Source organism: Alicyclobacillus acidiphilus NBRC 100859, assembly GCF_001544355.1.
Taxonomy (GTDB): domain Bacteria; phylum Bacillota; class Bacilli; order Alicyclobacillales; family Alicyclobacillaceae; genus Alicyclobacillus; species Alicyclobacillus acidiphilus.
The window spans coordinates 71,381-89,577 of sequence record NZ_BCQI01000008.1 but is presented as its reverse complement, the minus strand read 5'-3'; the positions used below and the strand labels follow the sequence as shown (position 1 = coordinate 89,577).

The 18,197-nt window shown below is 59.1% G+C and carries 13 protein-coding genes and 1 riboswitch; of the genes, 6 read left to right on the top strand and 7 right to left on the bottom strand.

The window, feature by feature from the left end:
* The first annotated feature begins 31 nt into the window (after positions 1 to 31).
* Positions 32 to 180: riboswitch (FMN riboswitch) on the top strand.
* A gap of 139 nt (positions 181 to 319) precedes the next feature.
* Entirely contained in the window at positions 320 to 1,285 is a 966-nt protein-coding gene (locus tag AAC01S_RS05005; RefSeq protein ID WP_067619744.1) for a DMT family transporter, read from the top strand.
* A 98-nt stretch (positions 1,286 to 1,383) separates the two neighbouring features.
* Here AAC01S_RS05005 and AAC01S_RS05000 read toward each other — a convergent pair whose 3' ends face one another.
* Positions 1,384 to 1,854, bottom strand: coding sequence for an anti-sigma factor (locus AAC01S_RS05000; RefSeq protein WP_157071048.1), 471 nt, complete (start codon positions 1,852 to 1,854; stop codon positions 1,384 to 1,386).
* A gap of 871 nt (positions 1,855 to 2,725) precedes the next feature.
* On the opposite strand from AAC01S_RS05000, the gene AAC01S_RS19860 reads away from it, so the two are divergent.
* A complete protein-coding gene (locus AAC01S_RS19860; RefSeq protein WP_067619738.1) occupies positions 2,726 to 3,712 on the top strand; it encodes a 2-hydroxyacid dehydrogenase in 987 nt (328 codons plus the stop codon).
* Between the two features lie 5 nt (positions 3,713 to 3,717).
* Positions 3,718 to 4,695 (top strand): type I phosphomannose isomerase catalytic subunit, encoded by a 978-nt coding sequence (locus AAC01S_RS04990; RefSeq protein ID WP_067619735.1) that lies wholly within the window; start codon positions 3,718 to 3,720, stop codon positions 4,693 to 4,695.
* Here AAC01S_RS04990 and AAC01S_RS04985 read toward each other — a convergent pair.
* From AAC01S_RS04985 to AAC01S_RS04970, 4 genes are read right to left on the bottom strand one after another with little or no spacing between them, the layout of a single operon-like run.
* Complete coding sequence (locus AAC01S_RS04985; RefSeq protein WP_067619732.1) at positions 4,683 to 5,912, bottom strand: DUF4129 domain-containing protein; 1,230 nt, start codon at positions 5,910 to 5,912, stop codon at positions 4,683 to 4,685. The genes AAC01S_RS04990 and AAC01S_RS04985 overlap by 13 nt on opposite strands.
* Positions 5,905 to 6,951: a DUF58 domain-containing protein gene (locus AAC01S_RS04980; RefSeq protein ID WP_067619700.1), complete on the bottom strand. Its 1,047-nt coding sequence runs from the start codon at positions 6,949 to 6,951 to the stop codon at positions 5,905 to 5,907. The genes AAC01S_RS04985 and AAC01S_RS04980 overlap by 8 nt, the downstream gene beginning before the upstream one ends.
* Positions 6,952 to 6,954: 3 nt before the next feature.
* A complete protein-coding gene (locus AAC01S_RS04975) occupies positions 6,955 to 7,947 on the bottom strand; it encodes an AAA family ATPase (RefSeq protein ID WP_370670806.1) in 993 nt (330 codons plus the stop codon).
* A gap of 15 nt (positions 7,948 to 7,962) precedes the next feature.
* Positions 7,963 to 9,174, bottom strand: a complete 1,212-nt coding sequence (locus tag AAC01S_RS04970; RefSeq protein ID WP_169794006.1) for a mannosyltransferase family protein — start codon at positions 9,172 to 9,174, stop codon at positions 7,963 to 7,965.
* Positions 9,175 to 9,356: 182 nt separating this feature from the next.
* On the opposite strand from AAC01S_RS04970, the gene AAC01S_RS04965 reads away from it, so the two are divergent.
* Complete coding sequence (locus AAC01S_RS04965) at positions 9,357 to 12,152, top strand: 2-oxoglutarate dehydrogenase E1 component (RefSeq protein ID WP_067619693.1); 2,796 nt, start codon at positions 9,357 to 9,359, stop codon at positions 12,150 to 12,152.
* Positions 12,153 to 12,269: 117 nt separating this feature from the next.
* Positions 12,270 to 13,541 (top strand): 2-oxoglutarate dehydrogenase complex dihydrolipoyllysine-residue succinyltransferase, encoded by a 1,272-nt coding sequence (odhB, locus tag AAC01S_RS04960; RefSeq protein WP_067619689.1) that lies wholly within the window; start codon positions 12,270 to 12,272, stop codon positions 13,539 to 13,541.
* 130 nt (positions 13,542 to 13,671) lie between these two features.
* Here odhB and AAC01S_RS04955 read toward each other — a convergent pair whose 3' ends face one another.
* The gene (locus tag AAC01S_RS04955) at positions 13,672 to 15,120 is read right to left on the bottom strand and encodes a glycosyl hydrolase family 18 protein (protein ID WP_083511527.1); all 1,449 of its coding nucleotides are present in this window, start codon (positions 15,118 to 15,120) and stop codon (positions 13,672 to 13,674) included.
* A 243-nt stretch (positions 15,121 to 15,363) separates the two neighbouring features.
* Positions 15,364 to 16,788: an NAD-dependent malic enzyme gene (locus AAC01S_RS04950; RefSeq protein ID WP_067619684.1), complete on the bottom strand. Its 1,425-nt coding sequence runs from the start codon at positions 16,786 to 16,788 to the stop codon at positions 15,364 to 15,366.
* Between the two features lie 199 nt (positions 16,789 to 16,987).
* Here AAC01S_RS04950 and AAC01S_RS04945 point away from each other — a divergent pair, with 199 nt between their 5' ends.
* Positions 16,988 to 18,109, top strand: coding sequence for a PucR family transcriptional regulator (locus AAC01S_RS04945; RefSeq protein WP_067619680.1), 1,122 nt, complete (start codon positions 16,988 to 16,990; stop codon positions 18,107 to 18,109).
* Positions 18,110 to 18,197 lie beyond the last annotated feature (88 nt).

Genomic DNA, 18,197 nt, shown 5'->3' with positions numbered 1-18,197 from the left:
GTCGGAACTGCTATACTTTTTTCAGTTGAATATGAACCTTCGGGGCAGGGTGAAATTCCCGACCGGCGGTGACGATCACGACTGATCGAAGCCCGCGACTCGACGTCATTGAAGATGACATCGATTGACTTGGTGATGATTCCAAGGCCGACGGTATAGTCCGGATGGGAGAAGGTAACGAATGGGAATAGCTGACAGACACGTCGGCTATGCCTTCATTTGTGTACGTGCCCCGAGTATGTTTACTCGGGGCTTTTTACGTGCGCAAACCTTCGGGAGGTTCAATTCAAACTCCTCATTGTGCATGGAGGTTTTTGAATTGGGAGAGAGTCAAAAGGTGAAAACTGGGTGGTCGTTGTGGCTGATCGCGATTGGGGCAGGAATGTGGGGACTGGACGCAGTATTCATTTTGGCGCTTCAGAAATCATTCACATCTACCGAAATTGTTTTGTTGGAACACATCCTGTTGGCGTTTTTCGCGATTCCTGTCCTGATCTGGAAACGACACGAAGTTCGTAAGCTCAACATTCTCGACTGGGGAGCAGTGTTGTTTGTCGCGTGGGGCGGCTCTGCCATTGCGTCCATTCTATTCGACAACGGCTTGCAGGTGGGGCTCACCGCGAACAATGTCAACGTTGTGCTGATCCTTCAGAAACTGCAGCCGCTCTTTGCGGTATTGTTGGCGACGCTGGTCTTAGGCGAGCGGCTTCGCCGCGGATATTGGCTGCTGTTTGCCGTCGCGATGTTTGGGGCCTATCTGCTCACGTTTGGCTTCCAAATTCCGCAGACGGCAGCGAAGGGGGCGCTTTCGAGCGGTCTCTACGCCATTGGCGCGGCGGTTCTGTGGGGCGGATCGACCGTGATGGGTAAACGCATCGTCAACAAGGTTTCGTTTCCAACCATGACCGCATTGCGATTCGCAGTGGCCTTGCCCTTTTTGCTCGGAATAGTCTCGTTTCAACATCCACACATCGGTGCTATGGCCGTATCCCTGACCAAGCTGCACGTGCTTGGCAACCTGTTGTACCAGACCATCGTGCCGAGTTTGCTGAGCCTCCTCCTATACTACCGAGGATTGAATGGCGTTCGGGCATCGTACGCGACGTTGGCGGAACTCGCATTTCCCGCGACGGGCATCTTCGTGGACTGGTTGTTCCTCGGCCAGACTGTACACTTGGCGCAGTGGATAGGCTTCGCGATTGTCTGGCTGGCCGTGCTGCGGCTCTCCCAGGACCCGAACCGGGCGACCACTCGAGATGGGGCCAGCAGCCCGTCTGCAGCGTGATCGATTGACCATACAGAGGTGGATGCGCAAACAAGCTGCCGCAGAGCAATGGATGCTCGCGGCAGCTTGTTTGTCTAGACGAGGTTGTCCGAAACGCCTTAATAGAGTCGATCCGTCAGTTGTTTGCCCTTGGCAGCCCATCGCAGCGACGCGTGCGCAATGTGCTGCCACGAGAAAAAGTGCAGGTCGTGAAGTCCAATCGGATCGTGTCGGTTCACCAAGCCGACAAGGCTGATGAACATCGCCAACGACAACGTCAATGCCGCCCAAATTGGGCGGTAAGGGGGCCGTGGGATGGATTGGGTCTTCAATTCGCGACCGCGGATGGGAAATGGGATGACTTTCGTCCGAGTTGTCCATCGAATGGCGGACGTATGTAGGCGTTCCGTGTGTTGCGACGATTCATGCGGCGATTCAATCGATGCGAGAAACGACCGATACTCCATCACGTCCTGCTGACATTCGAGGCACTGTCGGAGATGATGTTCAAACCGCTTCTTCAACAATTCGTCGTGCAATTCGCCCAAGGCGTAGTCGATTGACACATTGCAGATGGATTGGTTGTCCAACGAATTCCCGCCTTCGAAACGGCGTTGCGATGTCGCCGTAAAGATGAGCCTGATTCCAGTAAAGCACGAATCCCACTGCAAGAAAAGTCTTGTTTCTGAAATATTTATTGCGATTTGAATTATCGTGATGGTGACCCGTCGATGGGTGTATCGTGTACGCACTGTCGCGATCGGGTGGGGCGGAGGAATCGGGGGAGTCGGGGGAGTCGGGGGAGTCGGGAGAGTCGGGAGAGTCGGGAGAGTCGGGAGAGTCGGGAGAGTCGGGAGAGTCGGGAGAGTCGGGGGAGTCGGGAGTCGGGAGAGTCGGGGGAGTCGGGGGAGTCGGGGGAGTCGGGGGAGTCGGGGGAGTCGGGGGAGTCGGGAGCGAATAAGCGGCCGCTGGCCGCTTAAGTGTGTCGAATCCGCAGATTGGCGACGAATAAGAGGTCCACAGCCGCTTAATCGGCTGTGGACGACCCATTTTGGAGGCAGCGGGGCAAATAAGCGTCCTGGGGCCGCTTATTTTAGTTCGATCCGGGCAACTCGCCGAAATAAGCGGCTGAGGACCGCCTATTTGCCGATCCTCCGTTCCCTGTCTTCCGTTCTCGATCCTCCGTTCCCTGTCCTCCGTCCCCTGTCCTCCGTCCCCTGTCCTCCGTCCCCTGTCCTCCGTTCCCTGTCCTCCGTCCCGCTCCCCTGCCGCCAGCCCGTGTCTACCTTCGCCTACCTTCGCGATCGCGCGCGATCGCGCCTGCTCCCGCTCGCCTGCCTTCGCCACGGTCCGGCCCCGCCTCCACCCATCCGCATAAACGCCCCCATCAGAACGTGTTTTCGCTTTTTGCCGAGAAAGTGTAGAGTGATAAAAGGACAATTGCGGAGGAGGTGTCGTCATTTGCAGAGAGTATTCTCGACCAAAGTGTTGCGGTCGGATTTGGAAGAGAGACTGGCTGAGCTAGGCGTGTATACGCGCTGGCGAGAAGAGGGGCCAATGCCGCGTGAGTTTTTGCTGGAAGAGATGGCGAAGGCCGACGCCTTGATTACGGGCGGGCTTCGGATCGACGAGACGCTGCTTTCCCAGGCGAAGGCGTTGCGGGTCGTGAGCACCACGTCCGTCGGTTACGATCACTTCGACATCGCAGCGATGAGGCGGCATGGCGTGGTGGGAACGCACACGCCTGGCGTGTTGGACGATACGGTCGCGGATTTGGCGATGGCGTTGGTGTTGGCGACGGCGCGGCGGATCGTCGAACTGGATGGTTGGGTTCGTCAAGGCAGGTGGACGAAGGGATTCGACGAATCGTTGTTTGGCGTCGATGTGCACCACCGAACCATGGGGATTCTTGGCATGGGGCGCATCGGCGAGGCCGTGGCGCGACGAGCGCACTATGGCTTTGGCATGAATGTGTTGTATCACAGCAGATCTCGTCATCCACATGCGGAGGCCTCGGTCCATGCGGTGTACGCTTCGTTCGACGAGTTGTTGCGGCAATCGGATTTCGTCGTTTTGTTAACGCCTTTGACACCTGCTACGATAGGGCTGATGAACCGCGACGCGTTTGCGAAGATGAAACCGTCCGCGATCTTTATCAACGTGTCGCGCGGCAAGACGGTCGTCGAAGAGGATTTGTTTCAGGCCTTGCAGTCTGGACAAATTAGGGCGGCTGGTCTGGACGTGTTTGTCACCGAGCCAACGCCGACGGACAATCCTTTGCTCAGCCTGCCGAACGTCGTGGCGTCGCCGCATATCGGTTCAGCGACACAGGCGACGCGGGATGATATGGACAGGTTGGCGGTCGACAACCTGATTGCTGTATTGGAGGGGCGCTTCGAAGACGCCCGCATCGTACCCGAGTTGCAGGATCTTGTGAAGGAGTTGTGAGATTCGTGTTGCCAGTGAAGTTTCGACCCGTACCGATGCCTCGCATTTGGGGCGGCCACGCCTTGAAATCGACGTTTGGCGTGGAGACCGACGAACCTATTGGAGAATACTGGGTGCTTTCTGGACATCCGAACGGGATGAGCGTCGTCGCTGACGGACCGCTGGCGGGAAAGACGCTGGCCGAGTTGACAGAGCTGTATCCCGACGCGTATCTCGGGAATTCTCCACAGAATCGCTTTCCGCTACTGATCAAATATCTGGAGGCTGAGTCCGATTTGTCGGTCCAGATTCATCCAGATGACGCGTACGCCAATCAGCACGAAGGGGATTTTGGGAAGACCGAGGCGTGGTACATACTCGACAGCAAGCCCGACGGCCGCGTGAACTATGGACACACTTTTCCAAATCGCGAGGCGTACGAGTCCGCCGTCCGCGAGGGCAAGGTGAAGGATTATCTCAGTTACCGTTCGATCGCGCCAGGGGATCTCGTATTTGTTCCGGCGCGGACGCTCCACGCCCTGTTGGCGGGAACGAAGGTGCTGGAAATTCAACAGACTTCCGACGTTACGTATCGTGTGTACGATTGGGATCGCGTCGACGCCGACGGCAAACCCCGAACGCTGCACGTGGAGAAGGCGGCGGAGGTGCTCCAGTACGGCGGATCGACACCGGAGATGCCACGGGTAACGCTGGTGGACGAGGAAGGTGTCCAGGTTGTGCGTCTGGCGCAGTGTCCGTATTTCACAATCGACGAAGTGCGACTGAGCGCCACGGAATTGAACTTGGCGCTCGGGGTGAAGGGCAACCCAGACGCGCTGATCGCTGTGGAAGGGCAGGGAACACTGTCCTTTGTTTCACCAGATGGCCTGGGTGAGCTCGCTCTTCGTCCCGGGGATACGGTCCTCATCCCGTCGAATATCGAGTCATATCGCGTATCCCCGCACGGTTCCATGACGCTGATTCGGACATTTTATGGCTCCTGATTGCCTCGCTCGTCTCCGTAGCGAGCACGTTCATAGGCTTCGGTCAGCCTGACGTCGTCGAGGTCCCCTGTATGCTCTGCCGTTTGGGGGACTCGATGCAAAAATTCGCGAGGTGATTCGGATCTGCCGATGGTGGCTCCGTTGCGGTGCCAATGCAGCAGGCGCTTTTGGTACGCTTGGCGGACTGGATCGTCCGTGTGCATCAGACGAAACGGCGCGATGCGCGCGTCTCGCGTCACGCGAACGCCGCCGACGCCGTCCGCCGCAGTGGAATCAGCCTGAGATGCCGGCGTTTGTTTGCGGAGAATGACCACGAGTAGAATCGCGAACAGCGCGCAGGCGATGGCGAGCGGAATCGCCCACGTGAACATGTGAGACGCGGAGTGGGGTTGTGCATTGAGCCACTGCGACGGCTTCAAATTGCCCTTTCCGAGTTGCTGCACCTGTTGTGAACGCGGATGCCGCTTGAGGTGGCTCAGGGCTTGAACGAGCCAAGGGCTGATGAAAAGCAGTACCGCGAGAATCAACAGGGATCGCACGAAGTTCTTGAGCAGCGGACCCAGTGTCCGAAACCATTCCCCTAAGGCGAGAAGGCCGGACAGGCCGTAACGCAAGGCGTGGTTTGACAGGTGAGTGGCCCGGGCCTGCGCGTAGCGCGTGAACCACGTCTGCGCAAGCATCGCGCCGAAGGAACAGACGAGTACATAGAGGACGCTGCCGTCGTTGCGGCCCTTTGGCTCGGAATCGGTGACGAGGACATACAGCACGATGCCTGCGACGGAGATGATGGTGAGATAGCGCAAGTTGACGACACAGGCGTCCGTGACGTCGCCGCGGAACGAGTACGGCAGGGCCAAGGCGCTTGCGATAAGCACGCCGAAGGCGGTCGTCACCATCAGGGTCGGCCACGGGTCCAAGGCCAGCCCCGCGCCGAGATCGATCACGAGTCCCGACAGGACACCTCCCAGGAACGCCGCGCGCCACGTCGTTCGTCCGAGCAAGAGCGCCGTGACGATGCCGGCGGCGATCGTCGACAGGCATGTCAAAACCACGTGCATGGACCACTGTGCATAGTTCCAGCCAAATGCCGTGGCGACAAAACTTCCTGCCAGGCCGTCAATGAGGCCGACCAAGCCCTGCATCCGGGCGGGGACATTGGTCCACGGCAGGTCGGTGCCCTTCGATGTATCCACGACGCGCTCTTCTCTGTCACTCATTCGCCGCACCTCCAACTCGAATGGCTTCCACGCTCGTACCGCGTTTGCGCAGCATTTGGAGCCGACCCGATTGCTCCTCGGTTTCGTACTGGCTGAACAGGAACACGAGCGGCATGCGCGCCTTCGCGGGATGGAGGAGCGCGTCGAGAACCGAGTCCAGCGGCGACGTCGCGATCGCGTGCGCATGGCCGAGCAGCGACGCGATCCGCGAAGCGGTAAGCTGGCTGAACACGATGCGCTGTTTGCCGCCGCACGCCGCGTTCGTCGCGAACCACACTTGGGTTCCTCGTTTCTCCAGTTCGATGGCTGCGCCAAGCACTTTCTCGCAGAGGCCATCGAATGCGGGCGATCCGGTCTTCATCCAATACGGATCGGTGAATTGCGCGTTGAGAATCAGCAAAGCGCGCGGCTCCGTGGACGAGAAGAACTGTTTGGAGACGATTTGTCCCAGGCGTGCGCTGGCCCGCCAGTGAATGTGCCGAGCCGGATCGCCAAATTGATAGGGCCGCACGCCCTTGAGCAGCGTTTCGTCCGGAAAGACAACGTGCTCCATCGGCATGTCGCCCTGCATGGAAACAGGCAGCCGATAGCGGGTGAACTGCGCTGGTCGCGGCCGGACGGCGACGGTGGACGAAGCTTGTCCGCTCAAGTACAACCTGTTGATGCCGAATCCCTCGTGCAGCCGGATCGACACGTCCCGCACGGCTGTTGGTCCGCGCCGGAACCCGTACAACGTAAATTCGACGCGGACACGTCGGCGCATCAGCACGTAGGTGGCGAACGCTCGCCTGCTGCGCTCTTCTTGCGGATGAAACGACAGTTCCTTCGGCAGATCGATTTCGATCTCGGCAAACGGGATTGGGAAATGCGACCGATTGATAAGTGTCACCGTGAATGGCACACCTTCCCCGATATCGCATTCGTGTCTCGGGAACTCAATCACGCAATCCACTTTGCCGTCTACCCCGCTCTTCCACGCGGTTGGCCAAATCCACAGCACGGCCACAAATCCGATCGCGACCCACAGGATGTCCAGCATGTGTCAACCCTCTTCCCGCTCGTGCGGAACCGGAACAGCTTCAAGCAGCTCGTTGACGATGCGCGCACCCGCCTCCGCGTCCATCCAGTCGACGTTCAACTGGAGCCGGTGCGTCATCACAGGCGCAAACCCGCGTTTGACGTCGTCGGGCGTCACGAAGTCGCGGCCCGCGATGTAAGCAAGCGCTTGCGCGTACTGCGTGAGAAGAACGACGGATCGGGGACTGGCGCCAAGCGCCACTTGATCGTGCGATCTCGTGGCGCGGCAGAGATCGACGAGATAGCGCAGGACATCGTCGCTCACGTGCGTCGCGCGAACTTCCGCCTGCGCCGCGAGGACGTCGCTGCCGGTGAGAACAGGCTGGACTGGGGCATCGTCGCGGAAGACGACGCGGCGAACCATGTCCATTTCCTCGTCAATGGAAACGTAGCCCAACTTGAGTTGGACGAGGAACCGATCCAACTGTGCCTCGGGGAGCGGAAAGACACCTTGCGATTCGATGGGGTTGGCGGTGGCAATCACGAAGAATGGCAGGGGCAGCGGCGACGTGGTGCCGTCCGCCGAGACTTGGCCTTCGGCCATGGCCTCGAGGAGCGCGGCTTGCGTGCGCGGCGTCGCGCGGTTGATCTCGTCCATCAACAAGACGTTGGTGAAAATCGGCCCAGGGTGAAAGCGGAATTCTCCCTCCTGCGGGTGAAAAATGGTGGTGCCGACGACGTCGGACGGCAATAAGTCCGGTGTGCCTTGAATCCGTCGATAATCGAGTCCGAGGACGCGGCCGAACGAGGAAGCCAAACGAGTCTTGCCAGTCCCCGGGACGTCTTCCAACAGGACGTGCCCTCTCGCCAAGCAGGCGGCGACGAGCAGCTCGATCGTGTCTCTTTGCCCTACCACTTTTTCAGCGAGCGCATCAATAACGGCTGGCATCGCTGACTGAAGGGATTTTGTCTCCATTCCCTCGTTCACTTCTTTCTCCGCAAGATTGTCAATTGCCATTGTACCACCAAAATCTTACTGAAAGAACCAACCGTGACTGAACAAAGACGAACCGATGGCCGCGTAGGCGCAAAATGACCCGCCGACGATATAGACGAACGGGGCAAATTGTTCGGGCCTGCCGCTGGTGGCGGGATCGTATTCTTGTCCGCAGCGGTTCTCGCGCGTACCCGCGCGGGTACAGGCAGGGATGTAGACGGGCCAGAGGACGCAGAAGAACCTTAGGACGCTCATCAACGGATGCTTTGGTATGTACGCGCACAGTCCCAAGAGCAGGATGCACGCGGTCCAACAGGCTGTTTCGAGACTGAAGACAATCGGCTGCTGCTGCTCGGAGTCAAGCCGCCATGCGCGATCGCGGTGGGACGATCGGCCGATTTGCCAAAGGGCGAGGACCACCATGCCGAGGATGAAGATCGTGTTCAGCGACAAAGCGCCATGGGCGATGGTATGGACGAGATTGACGAAGGGTGGGCGCCAGGAGCGATTCCAACTGCCTTCGGCGGCAATCAACGCGAGCGGCGTGTGAAAGTGATTGAACAAATACCATTCGTAGGCCGCCGGCGGCAAGGCTGCACAAACGAGAAAGCAAAGGGCCCGCATGGGCATGCGGAGCCGGATGAAGCGGATGGCGAAGACGGCGGAGAACACGCCGAGATCGTGAACCCCGGCGGCGACGAGGGCGCCGACGCAGCTGAGCGCGAAGCAGCGCGATGAATCGGGACGGCGGAGGCCGAAACAGATCAGCAGAACGCCGAGCAGCGTCAACGTCTCCGTGTAGAGGGCGCTGAAAAAGATGGAGCATGGATTGACGGCGAACAGCATGATGGAGGCGAAGGCGAGATCGCTTCGTTCGCCGCTGATGAGCACGTACATCAGCCACAGACAAAGCGCGAACAGCGCGTTGATGAGGACGACGGTCGCGCTTGCGCCGAGCACGTGAATGAGCAGCGGGAGTTCCGGAAAGAACGCCGCGGCTTTGTACGGCGGCGAGAAAGGGACGGTATTGCCGGTCGCCATGAAAGGAAGTTGGGCGGACAGCGGAAACACGTATCCGTACTTCGCGATATTGACGAACCACTGGGCGTCCCACTGAATCAGCGAATCCGCGATGGAGCGCGTCAGCGTCAACCGGCTGACGGAATTGCGCAAGGGCGAGCAGATTCCGACCAGCAAGACGGCCCAATGCAAGGTGAATGCGATACCAACCTGTTTGATGCGTTCCAAAACCGAATCATTCCCCGTATTTTGCGTGTGAATTCCGAGTGTGGTATACATAGTGATCGGAATTGGGTTTTGTTATCCCATATTTCCGTTTTGCGAGAATTCATCATTTTGTCCATGCAATCTTCCCGAAAAAGGAGTATTGTATCTGTTGGTACGCCCAGGGATACGGAAGAGGGGTTACGATGGAGAGCGAACATCCAGCATCAAACGCATCGTTTTGGCAGCGCTTTTTTGGTCCGAATTTTGGGTATTTGTTGGAACTCTACGACACGTACAAGGACAATCCAGGGTCGGTTAGCGTCGAGACGCGCGAGATGTTCGAAAAGTATGGAGATCCGAACCTCGCCGCCCCCGTTTCCATAGAACAACATACGACCCACACGGCATCGGGTGGGTCATTTGTATCCCCAGAGATCGTCGTACGTGTCAACGACTACGCCCGTAAAATTCGGGAGTTCGGACACTTGGCCGCAGCGACGGATCCGATGTATCCGCCTGCAGGTTCGGAAGAGATCGAGGCTGCGGCGCGAGCTTTGACGGAGGCTGATCTCGAGCGGGTTCCCGCCTCGGTGGTCGACGGCGGCTCCGGCACGGCGAAAGCGGCCGTTGAGAGGCTTCGGGCAAAGTACTGTGGCGCTTACGGCTATGAATTCACCCATTTGTCGCAGCAGCGTGAACGCGATTGGCTGCAGGATCAAATCGAACATGGGGATTGGCAGAAGCCGCTTTCCAGCGAGGAAGCGAAGTACTTATACCGCATGTTGGCGGAAACCGAACTCTTTGAAAAATTCCTGCACCGCCGTTTTGCAGGTCAGAAGCGGTTCTCGGTGGAAGGCTTGGACGTGCTCGTGCCGATGGTGGACACGCTGGCGTCGGACGCGGTGAAGGCGGGATTTTCGACGGTCGTCATCGGCATGGCGCACCGCGGACGCTTAAATGTGTTGGCACATGTGATGAAAAAGCCGTATGAACGGATTTTTTCGGAGTTCCACAGCGGCAACGAACTGGCGAACGACGACGAATTCGCCGCCTACATGCGGGGCTGGGGCGGCGACGTGAAGTATCACCAAGGTTGGCAGCGGGAGTTTGTCGCGGAGAACGGCAAGACCGTTCGCTACGTGCTCGCGAACAACCCAAGCCACCTGGAAGTGGTGGATCCGGTGATTGAAGGCATGGCTCGCGCGGCTCAGGAAGACCGTACGCACGCAGGTCTGCCCATCCAGGATGTCGAGCGCGCGCTGCCCATCCTGGTTCATGGCGATGCGGCGTTCCCCGGCGAGGGCGTGGTGTCCGAGACGATGAACCTGAGTCAAATTCCCGGCTACTACACGGGCGGAACGGTTCATATCATCGCGAATAACCACGTCGGTTTTACGGCCGATCCGGATCAGGGAAGATCGACGCGGTACGCGAGCGACCTCGCCAAGGGCTTTGACATGCCCATCGTTCACGTGTCAGCGGACAACCCCGAGGCCTGCATTGGCGCGATTCGATTGGCATTCGCTTATCGCGAGGCGTTTCATAAGGATTTCATGATAGATCTCATCGGCTATCGCCGCTGGGGCCACAACGAATCGGACGATCCGAGCATGACTCAGCCGGTTCTCTACGCGAAGGTCGCCACGCATCCGACCGTGAAGGAACTGTACGCGGGTGTCCTGCAAGCTCGCGGCGTGATGGATGCGGCCGCCATCGAGCAGTTGGACGAATCGATCAACGCCGCCTTGATGGAAGCGTACCGCAAGTATCCGAATTTGCACGATGAGCCAAAGGTCGACGATTTTGAAGCGCCGTCCGCGGCGGTCGACAACGTCTCTATCGACACCTTGCGAGATGTGAATCGGGCCTTGTTGGAGACGCCGACCGATTTTCACACGTATCCAAAGCTGCGCAGAATTCTGGATCGGCGCGCCAACGCGATCGACGACGGAGATATCGACTGGGCGCACGCGGAGACGCTCGCGTTTGCGACGATCCTGCGCGAGGGCACACCGATTCGTTTGACTGGTCAAGACTCGGAACGCGGTACGTTTGGCCAACGCCACCTCGTGCTCCACGATGTCAACGACGGCCACAAGTATACGCCGTTGCAGCATCTGCCCGGTGCGAAGGCGAGCTTCGTCGTGTACAACAGTCCGCTGTCGGAAACGTCGGTTATCGGCTTTGAGTACGGGTACAACGTGTTTGCCCCGGAGACCCTCGTGCTCTGGGAAGCGCAATTCGGCGACTTCGTCAATGTGGCGCAGCCCATGATCGATCAGTTTCTCGCTGCGGGCCGCGCCAAGTGGGGTGAATCTTCGGGACTCGTCCTCCTGTTGCCGCACGGCTTCGAGGGCCAGGCGTCCGAACACTCGAGCGGACGCGTGGAACGCTTCTTGCAATTGGCCGCCCGTAACAACATGTTCGTGACGAATGTCACGACGGCGGCCCAGTATTACCACTTGCTGCGTTTGCAGGCGGCTCGGCTTGGTTCCAATGCCCGCCCGCTCGTCGTCATGACACCGAAGAGTCTGTTGAGAAACCCGTACGCCTCGTCCAAGGGCGTCGATCTCGCGAACGGCCAGTTCCAAACGGTCTTGCACGACGATTCCCGCAGGACGGCGAAGAAAGTCACGCGACTGATTCTGTCGAGCGGCAAAGTCGGTGTCGATCTCGCCGCCGAGATCGACAAGCGCGGCGGCTTGGATCCGACTGTGGCGACGGCCCGGTTGGAGCAGCTGTATCCGTTCCCCGGCGAACGTCTGCAGGAGATTTTCGCTCACTACGAGAATTTGCAAGAGATTGTGTGGCTCCAAGAAGAGCCGCAAAACGCGGGTGCGTGGTCCTACGCGGCGCCGCGAATCACGGCGATTCTGCCAGAGCGGGTGACGCTGCGTTACGTCGGCCGCCCGGAACAGGCATTCGTCGCGGAGGGATCGCCGGATGTCCACAACCGCGTGCAGGCGGAGATTCTCGCCGCCGCGTTGGCGAAGGACTGACCGTTGCCGGCTTGCGGCGGCGCGTGAAACGCGTGAAATTCAAATGATGATGTCAATCGTAGTTCTGACGGCGATACTTGTCGGATAAGCTTGAAAAGCGAAGGGGAGGAACCTAACGTGGCAGAGGTGAAAGTACCGACGCTAGGCGAGTCGATTGTCGAAGCGACAATCGGTCAATGGTTGAAGTCGGAAGGCGAAGCGGTTGAATCGGGCGAAGCGATTGCGGAACTCGAAACCGATAAGGTGAACGTGGAGGTTATCGCTGAGGAAGCGGGTGTCCTCGCGTCGATTGTCAAGCAGGCTGGGGAAACAGTCGGAATTGGCGACGTTATCGCGGTGATTGATGTGGGCGCGACGGCGGCCGCACCTGCCGCGGCCGGAACCGCAGCTGCCCCGAGCGGCGTAACGGCAGACGCGGGCGCAACTCAACAACCTGCCGCCGCGGGAACCGTTCCGGCGGCGCAACCTGCACCTGCGGCGAGCGTGGCGCCTGCCACTCCGGCGCCGCTTGGCGTTCGGGCAACCCCATCGGTTCGCCGCGCTGCGCTCGAACAAGGTGTCGATCTCAGTCAAGTGCAGAGCGGACGCGTCGAGTTGGCGCATTTGGCCGCCCGGACTCCGGCTGCGCCGGCGGGTGGATCGACCGCGAGTGGTTCGGCAGCCGCCGCACCTGATGCGAATGCGTCGAGGCCCGACGAAGAGCGCGTACGCATGTCTCGCCGCCGCATCACCATCGCGAAGCGTCTGGTCGAAGCACAGCACACCGCCGCGATGTTGACGACCTTCAACGAAGTCGACATGAGCGCCGTCATGGACGTTCGCAAGCGCCGCAAGGACAACTTCAAGGAGAAGCACGGTGTGGGTCTTGGGTTCATGTCGTTCTTCACCAAGGCTGTGGTTGGCGCGTTGAAGCAATTCCCGCGGCTGAACGCGGAGATTCAGGGCGACGACATGATCATCAAGCATCACTACGACATCGGGATCGCGGTGGCAACCGAGGGTGGACTCGTTGTGCCGGTGGTGCGGGACGCGGATCGTCTGTCGTTCGCGGGCATTGAGCGGGAAATCGCTTCGCTCGCGGCACGGGCTCGTGAAAACAAGCTGGGCATCGAGGATTTGCAAGGCGGTACGTTCACGATCACGAACGGCGGCACGTTCGGTTCGCTCTTTTCCACGCCGATTCTCAACGCGCCGCAGGTCGGCATTCTTGGCATGCATGGCATCGTCAACCGCCCTGTCGCCGTCAACGGACAAGTGGAGATTCGCCCAATGATGTATATCGCGCTCTCCTACGATCATCGCATCGTCGATGGCAGCGAAGCGGTTCGCTTCCTGGTCGCCGTCAAGCAGATGATTGAAGATCCGGAGTCGCTGTTGATTGAAGGCTGATTTGCCGTACGGCAGTGGAGGTAAGCGCAACAGATGAGGATGCGCGAACAATAGAACAATAGGTGCTGTCCCCATATCCAGCTGCATGGGCTGGATATGGGGACAGCTTTTTTTGCGTGGACGGGCCTCTTCAGCCGAAGCTGTCCAACACTTGCGCAGTCGCGCTGTCTTCAAGTCCTGCACGCCAATCGGAGATGCCGCCGAGCTTGAAGGTGGTGGCAATCGCGACGCGGGCGGACAGACTGGCCGCGTTTTCGTAGTACACGGTGTGTTTGACGCCGTCCTGGACGTAGGTCAATTCCGGTGCGGCATCGGCGGCGTCATACGTGGTGACCGTGCCAGGCTGCGAGGCCAGACTGTCAGCGTGGTCAAGGCCGTACGATGTCGCGGTGCTGGAACCGGTGCTCCAGTCGTACGCGTAAGTATCGATGCCAAGGATCACTTTATTGGCGGGAATCTGCGAGACGTCGTAGGAAATGGCGGCGTTGACCCACGACAACGGCGCGATTGGGCCAGCCGGGCTGGTCGGATAACTGTAATCGTAGGCCATGCAGATGACTTTGTCCGCGATCTCGCCGATGGACGCGACGTCGTAACCTGCGTCCCAGGTGTCCTGGGTGGGGTTCGTGATGGCGGGTACGTCGACCGTGAGCCACTTGTTCTTGGCTGTCAACGCAACGTGCAATTGTTCGAGGAATGAGAGAAACGCGCCGCGATCGGCCGTTGGGAGAAATTCGATGTCGAGATTCACACCGTCGTATCCGGCTCCGATAATGGAAGAGGCAATCTCGTTCGCCAACGCGCTGGTGGACGATTCGCTGCCAAAGATGGAGGCCTCTTCGGTTTTGTCGAAGAGGTCGACTCGGCCAATCGACAACATGCCGTGTTGGTGGGCGTAGCTTGTTGCCGCTGCGCCTTGGTTGGCGGAGAGCTGATCGTTCGATTCGATGTCGTACGCGTCCGGCATGATCACGTTGACGTTGTGTCGGTTGGTCTCGACATCGGTAAGCGAAGAGGCGTTCGTGACAAACGCGACGTTCCAGAGCGGACCATCTGTGGGTTGCGGAAGCTGCCCATCTGGCGTGATGGTCCACGTAGTTCCGTTCCACGAACTGGCGATGTTCGCGCGCGCGAGCATTTGCATGACGTACCAAACGGGCATGTACGTGGTCAACTTGCCGCTGTTCGGATCTGTGTGAACGACCGCTTGTACTTTGTGGACGGTGACGTTGTTCAGTTGAAGGGTCGCGTTTCCGGTGCCAATCGACAGGTTGCTCCAATTGATGGCGTCCGTCGAGTTGACAGTGAAGCTCCAGGTCGATCCGTTCCAGGAATTTTGATAGCCCAACGAGGTTAAAGCGGACATGACGTAGTAGACTGGCATGTACGTCGTCCCATTGACGGCGATGCCGTACACGTTCGCGTTGCGGCCGTTGCAGACGATTGATTTGGCTGTGACAGGGCCGCTCACTGCGGCTGCCACGGGTCGAATGTCCGCGTTGGCGTTGGCTATTGACGATCCGAATAGGGTTGCTGCGAAAACGGTGATGGCTTTCCTGCGAAACCGATGTCTAGTCATAGATGTCAGTTCGATCCTTTCGGATGCGTGTGAAGGGTGCGATGGCTTTGTGTGGGAATCGTTTCCCCGCTTGGCACAACGACCAAGGACTCGCCGTATTTCCAGACTAAGGGGTAAACGGAAAGTTTACAACGGGAGGAATATTGCTAGTGGAGGTAACCATTTCCACCGAGGCTGGGGGCGCCGAGGCCTGCGATGAACGGGCAACGCGCCCCCATCGCCCCCATCATGGGTGGTGAAAGCTTAAAACTGATCGACTTGTACCACTTCTTTGCGCGCCACACCCGTCTCGATCGCCGCTCTGGCGACCGCGTCGGACACGCGCTGCACGACGGATTGGTTGAACACCGACGGAATAATGTAGTCTTCGCGGAGTTCCCGATCGCTGATGACCGACGCGATCGCACGCGCCGCCGCGAGCTTCATCTCTTCGTTGATGGTGTGTGCTCTCGCGCTCAACGCGCCCTTGAAGATCCCTGGGAAGCACAGCACGTTATTGATCTGATTCGGATAGTCCGAGCGGCCGGTCGCGAGCACCCGGACGTGTGGGGCGGCCAATTCCGGTTCGATTTCCGGCGTGGGATTGGCCATCGCGAAAACGATGGGATCGCGCGCCATCTTCTGAATGTGTTCCACCGTCAGGACGCCCGGGCCAGATACGCCAATGAACACATCGGCGCCGTCGATCGCGTCGGCGAGAGAGCCTTGGATATTGTCCGGATTCGTATGCTCCTTGTACCAGTTCCACATCTCGTTGTCGTAGTGCTTGCCGCGGTGGATGATACCGTCAAGCGTGACGCCGAGAATGTTGCTGACACCTGCGCGGAGCAGCATTTTGGTGCAAGCGACGCCGGCCGCTCCGATGCCGACGACAACGACCTTCAGCGAATCCAACTGTTTGCCGACCAATCTCGCCGCGTTCATCAAGCCAGCCAAGAGGACGACGGCGGTGCCGTGTTGATCGTCGTGGAAGACAGGGATGTCCAGTTCTTCGCGCAGCCTGCTTTCGATCTCGAAGCAGCGCGGCGAAGAAATATCTTCGAGATTGATGCCGCCGAAGCCAGGGGCAATGCCTTTGACGATGCGCACGATTTCGTCCGGATCTTTGGTGTCCAGACAGATGGGGAACGCGTCGATGCCGGCGAACTGCTTGAACAGCATGGCCTTGCCTTCCATGACTGGCATGGCCGCGTAAGGACCGATGTCGCCTAAGCCGAGAACCGCGGTTCCGTCGGAGACGACCGCGATGGAATTGCGCTTGATCGTCAATTGGAACGCTTTTGAAGGGTCTTCGTGGATAGCTTCGCACACCCGTGCGACATGTGGTGTATAGACGCGTGACAAGTCTTCGCGCGTCTTCACCTGAAGCTTGGGTTCGACAGTCAATTTGCCGCCGAGATGGACGAGAAAGGTCCTGTCCGACACCGCGACCACGTGAATGCCCGGCTCCTTGTCCAAAATGTCTGCGATGTTGCGGCCGTGATCGCGATTGTGAACGCTGATGGTGACGTCTCGCACGACGACGTCCTGGGTGACGCGAATGACGTCCACCGCCGTGATGTCACCGCCTGCTTCGCCAATGATGGCGGCCACTCTGGCGAACGTCGTGCCGTTGTTTGCCAGCTCCAAACGGTAAATGAGGCTGATACCTGCCTGTTGTAAAGCCATGAAAAAATCATCCCCTTAGATCGATCGGGTGGTTCCGTCTCTCCAGCGATTCAAAGTGTAACAGAGTCAAACGCTGTGAGACAATGAGATGGGTAGCATTCGTAGAGAACTGGTGGCGAAAAAGCATACAATAGGGACAAAGGGCGGCCGATCTCGGACCTGTGCGGCGAGCCCTCTTGTTTGCTGGGTGGGATGTTGGGTGAAGTGGTGGGAGGAAGCCTTGGCGCGCTGGGCGAAAGCGCTGGGGTTGCGATACATATTCGACGAGGCTGGAGCCTCGTCTGAAGAAGGCGTCGCTTGCGGCTCGTGGCGCTTGGAGAATGGGGTGTGGCAACTCGGCGTCGGTGACGGCGTGGTCCGCTTCGCAGATTGGGATGGGCCGGCGGAAGTGCGCGAGGCGTTGACATGGACGCTGCTCGCGTTGCAGCCTGGCGATTCGGAACGAGGACGCCATCCGCTCGCCGCGTGGTACGACCACTGTCGGCAACTGTCTCTGCATGCGTTGGCTGAGCAGTTTTCCGGCGAGGCTGCAGAGGGCGCCGCGATGGACAAGGGCGGCCCAGAACTCGGCGCCTTCACGTACCCGGGCTACTTTCTCGTATTGTCGCCTTTGCTTCGTCGCGACGAGGCGTCCGACGCTTGGAAGACGGCCAGGGAGCTCATGCTCGAAGTGATGAGGGCGACTTTGTGCGACGTCTGGAATAAAGATGTGGCGGACGGAACGCAGATCTTGACCTATGTTCCCGCGCAGGCGTTCGACACGGCGTTCGACGATCTCTCGTTGTGGACGAGCGATCACCCGCCGAAGCACGCGGATCGAACGCGGACAGTCGTGGATCACCTGGCTACGGCGATCCGGGAAGAAGGGTTGATTGACGTCGCGATTTCCGTATCCATGCCTGTGTTGGAACAGGCACAACTCCGTCAGGCGATTCTGTCGCTCGCGATGGCGTCGCGCTTGCACGGGGCTCAACGCGTAGGCGGCCAGCGAGTTGCGGTCTTTGGCGATCAGCCGATGGCGTTTCTGCTGTCGGCAGTCCCAGAGTCGGCACTGCGTACCATCTTGGCGATGGTGTCGGCGAGATCGGCCTCAAATCCAGAGGAATGGCCGAACGGCTGGATGGAATTGACCCGCGCGATGATGCGGGCCAACCTCAACGTCAGCGAAGCCGCGCGAGCGATGTACGTCCACCGGAACACGTTGCTGGCGCGGATCGAAAAGGTGTATGAGGAGACGGGCTTCGACGTGCGCGTGATCGACCACCTGATGGTCCTTCATTTGGCCGCGCTCGCCATGGAGCAGCAAGGTGCCTACAATTGAGATGTTTTTTCGTGCAACGTGTACATAGGCGGCGGTGCGCCCTTCGAGTAGACTGTTCTCATAAGAAACGGGTCCGCACAGGCGAGGC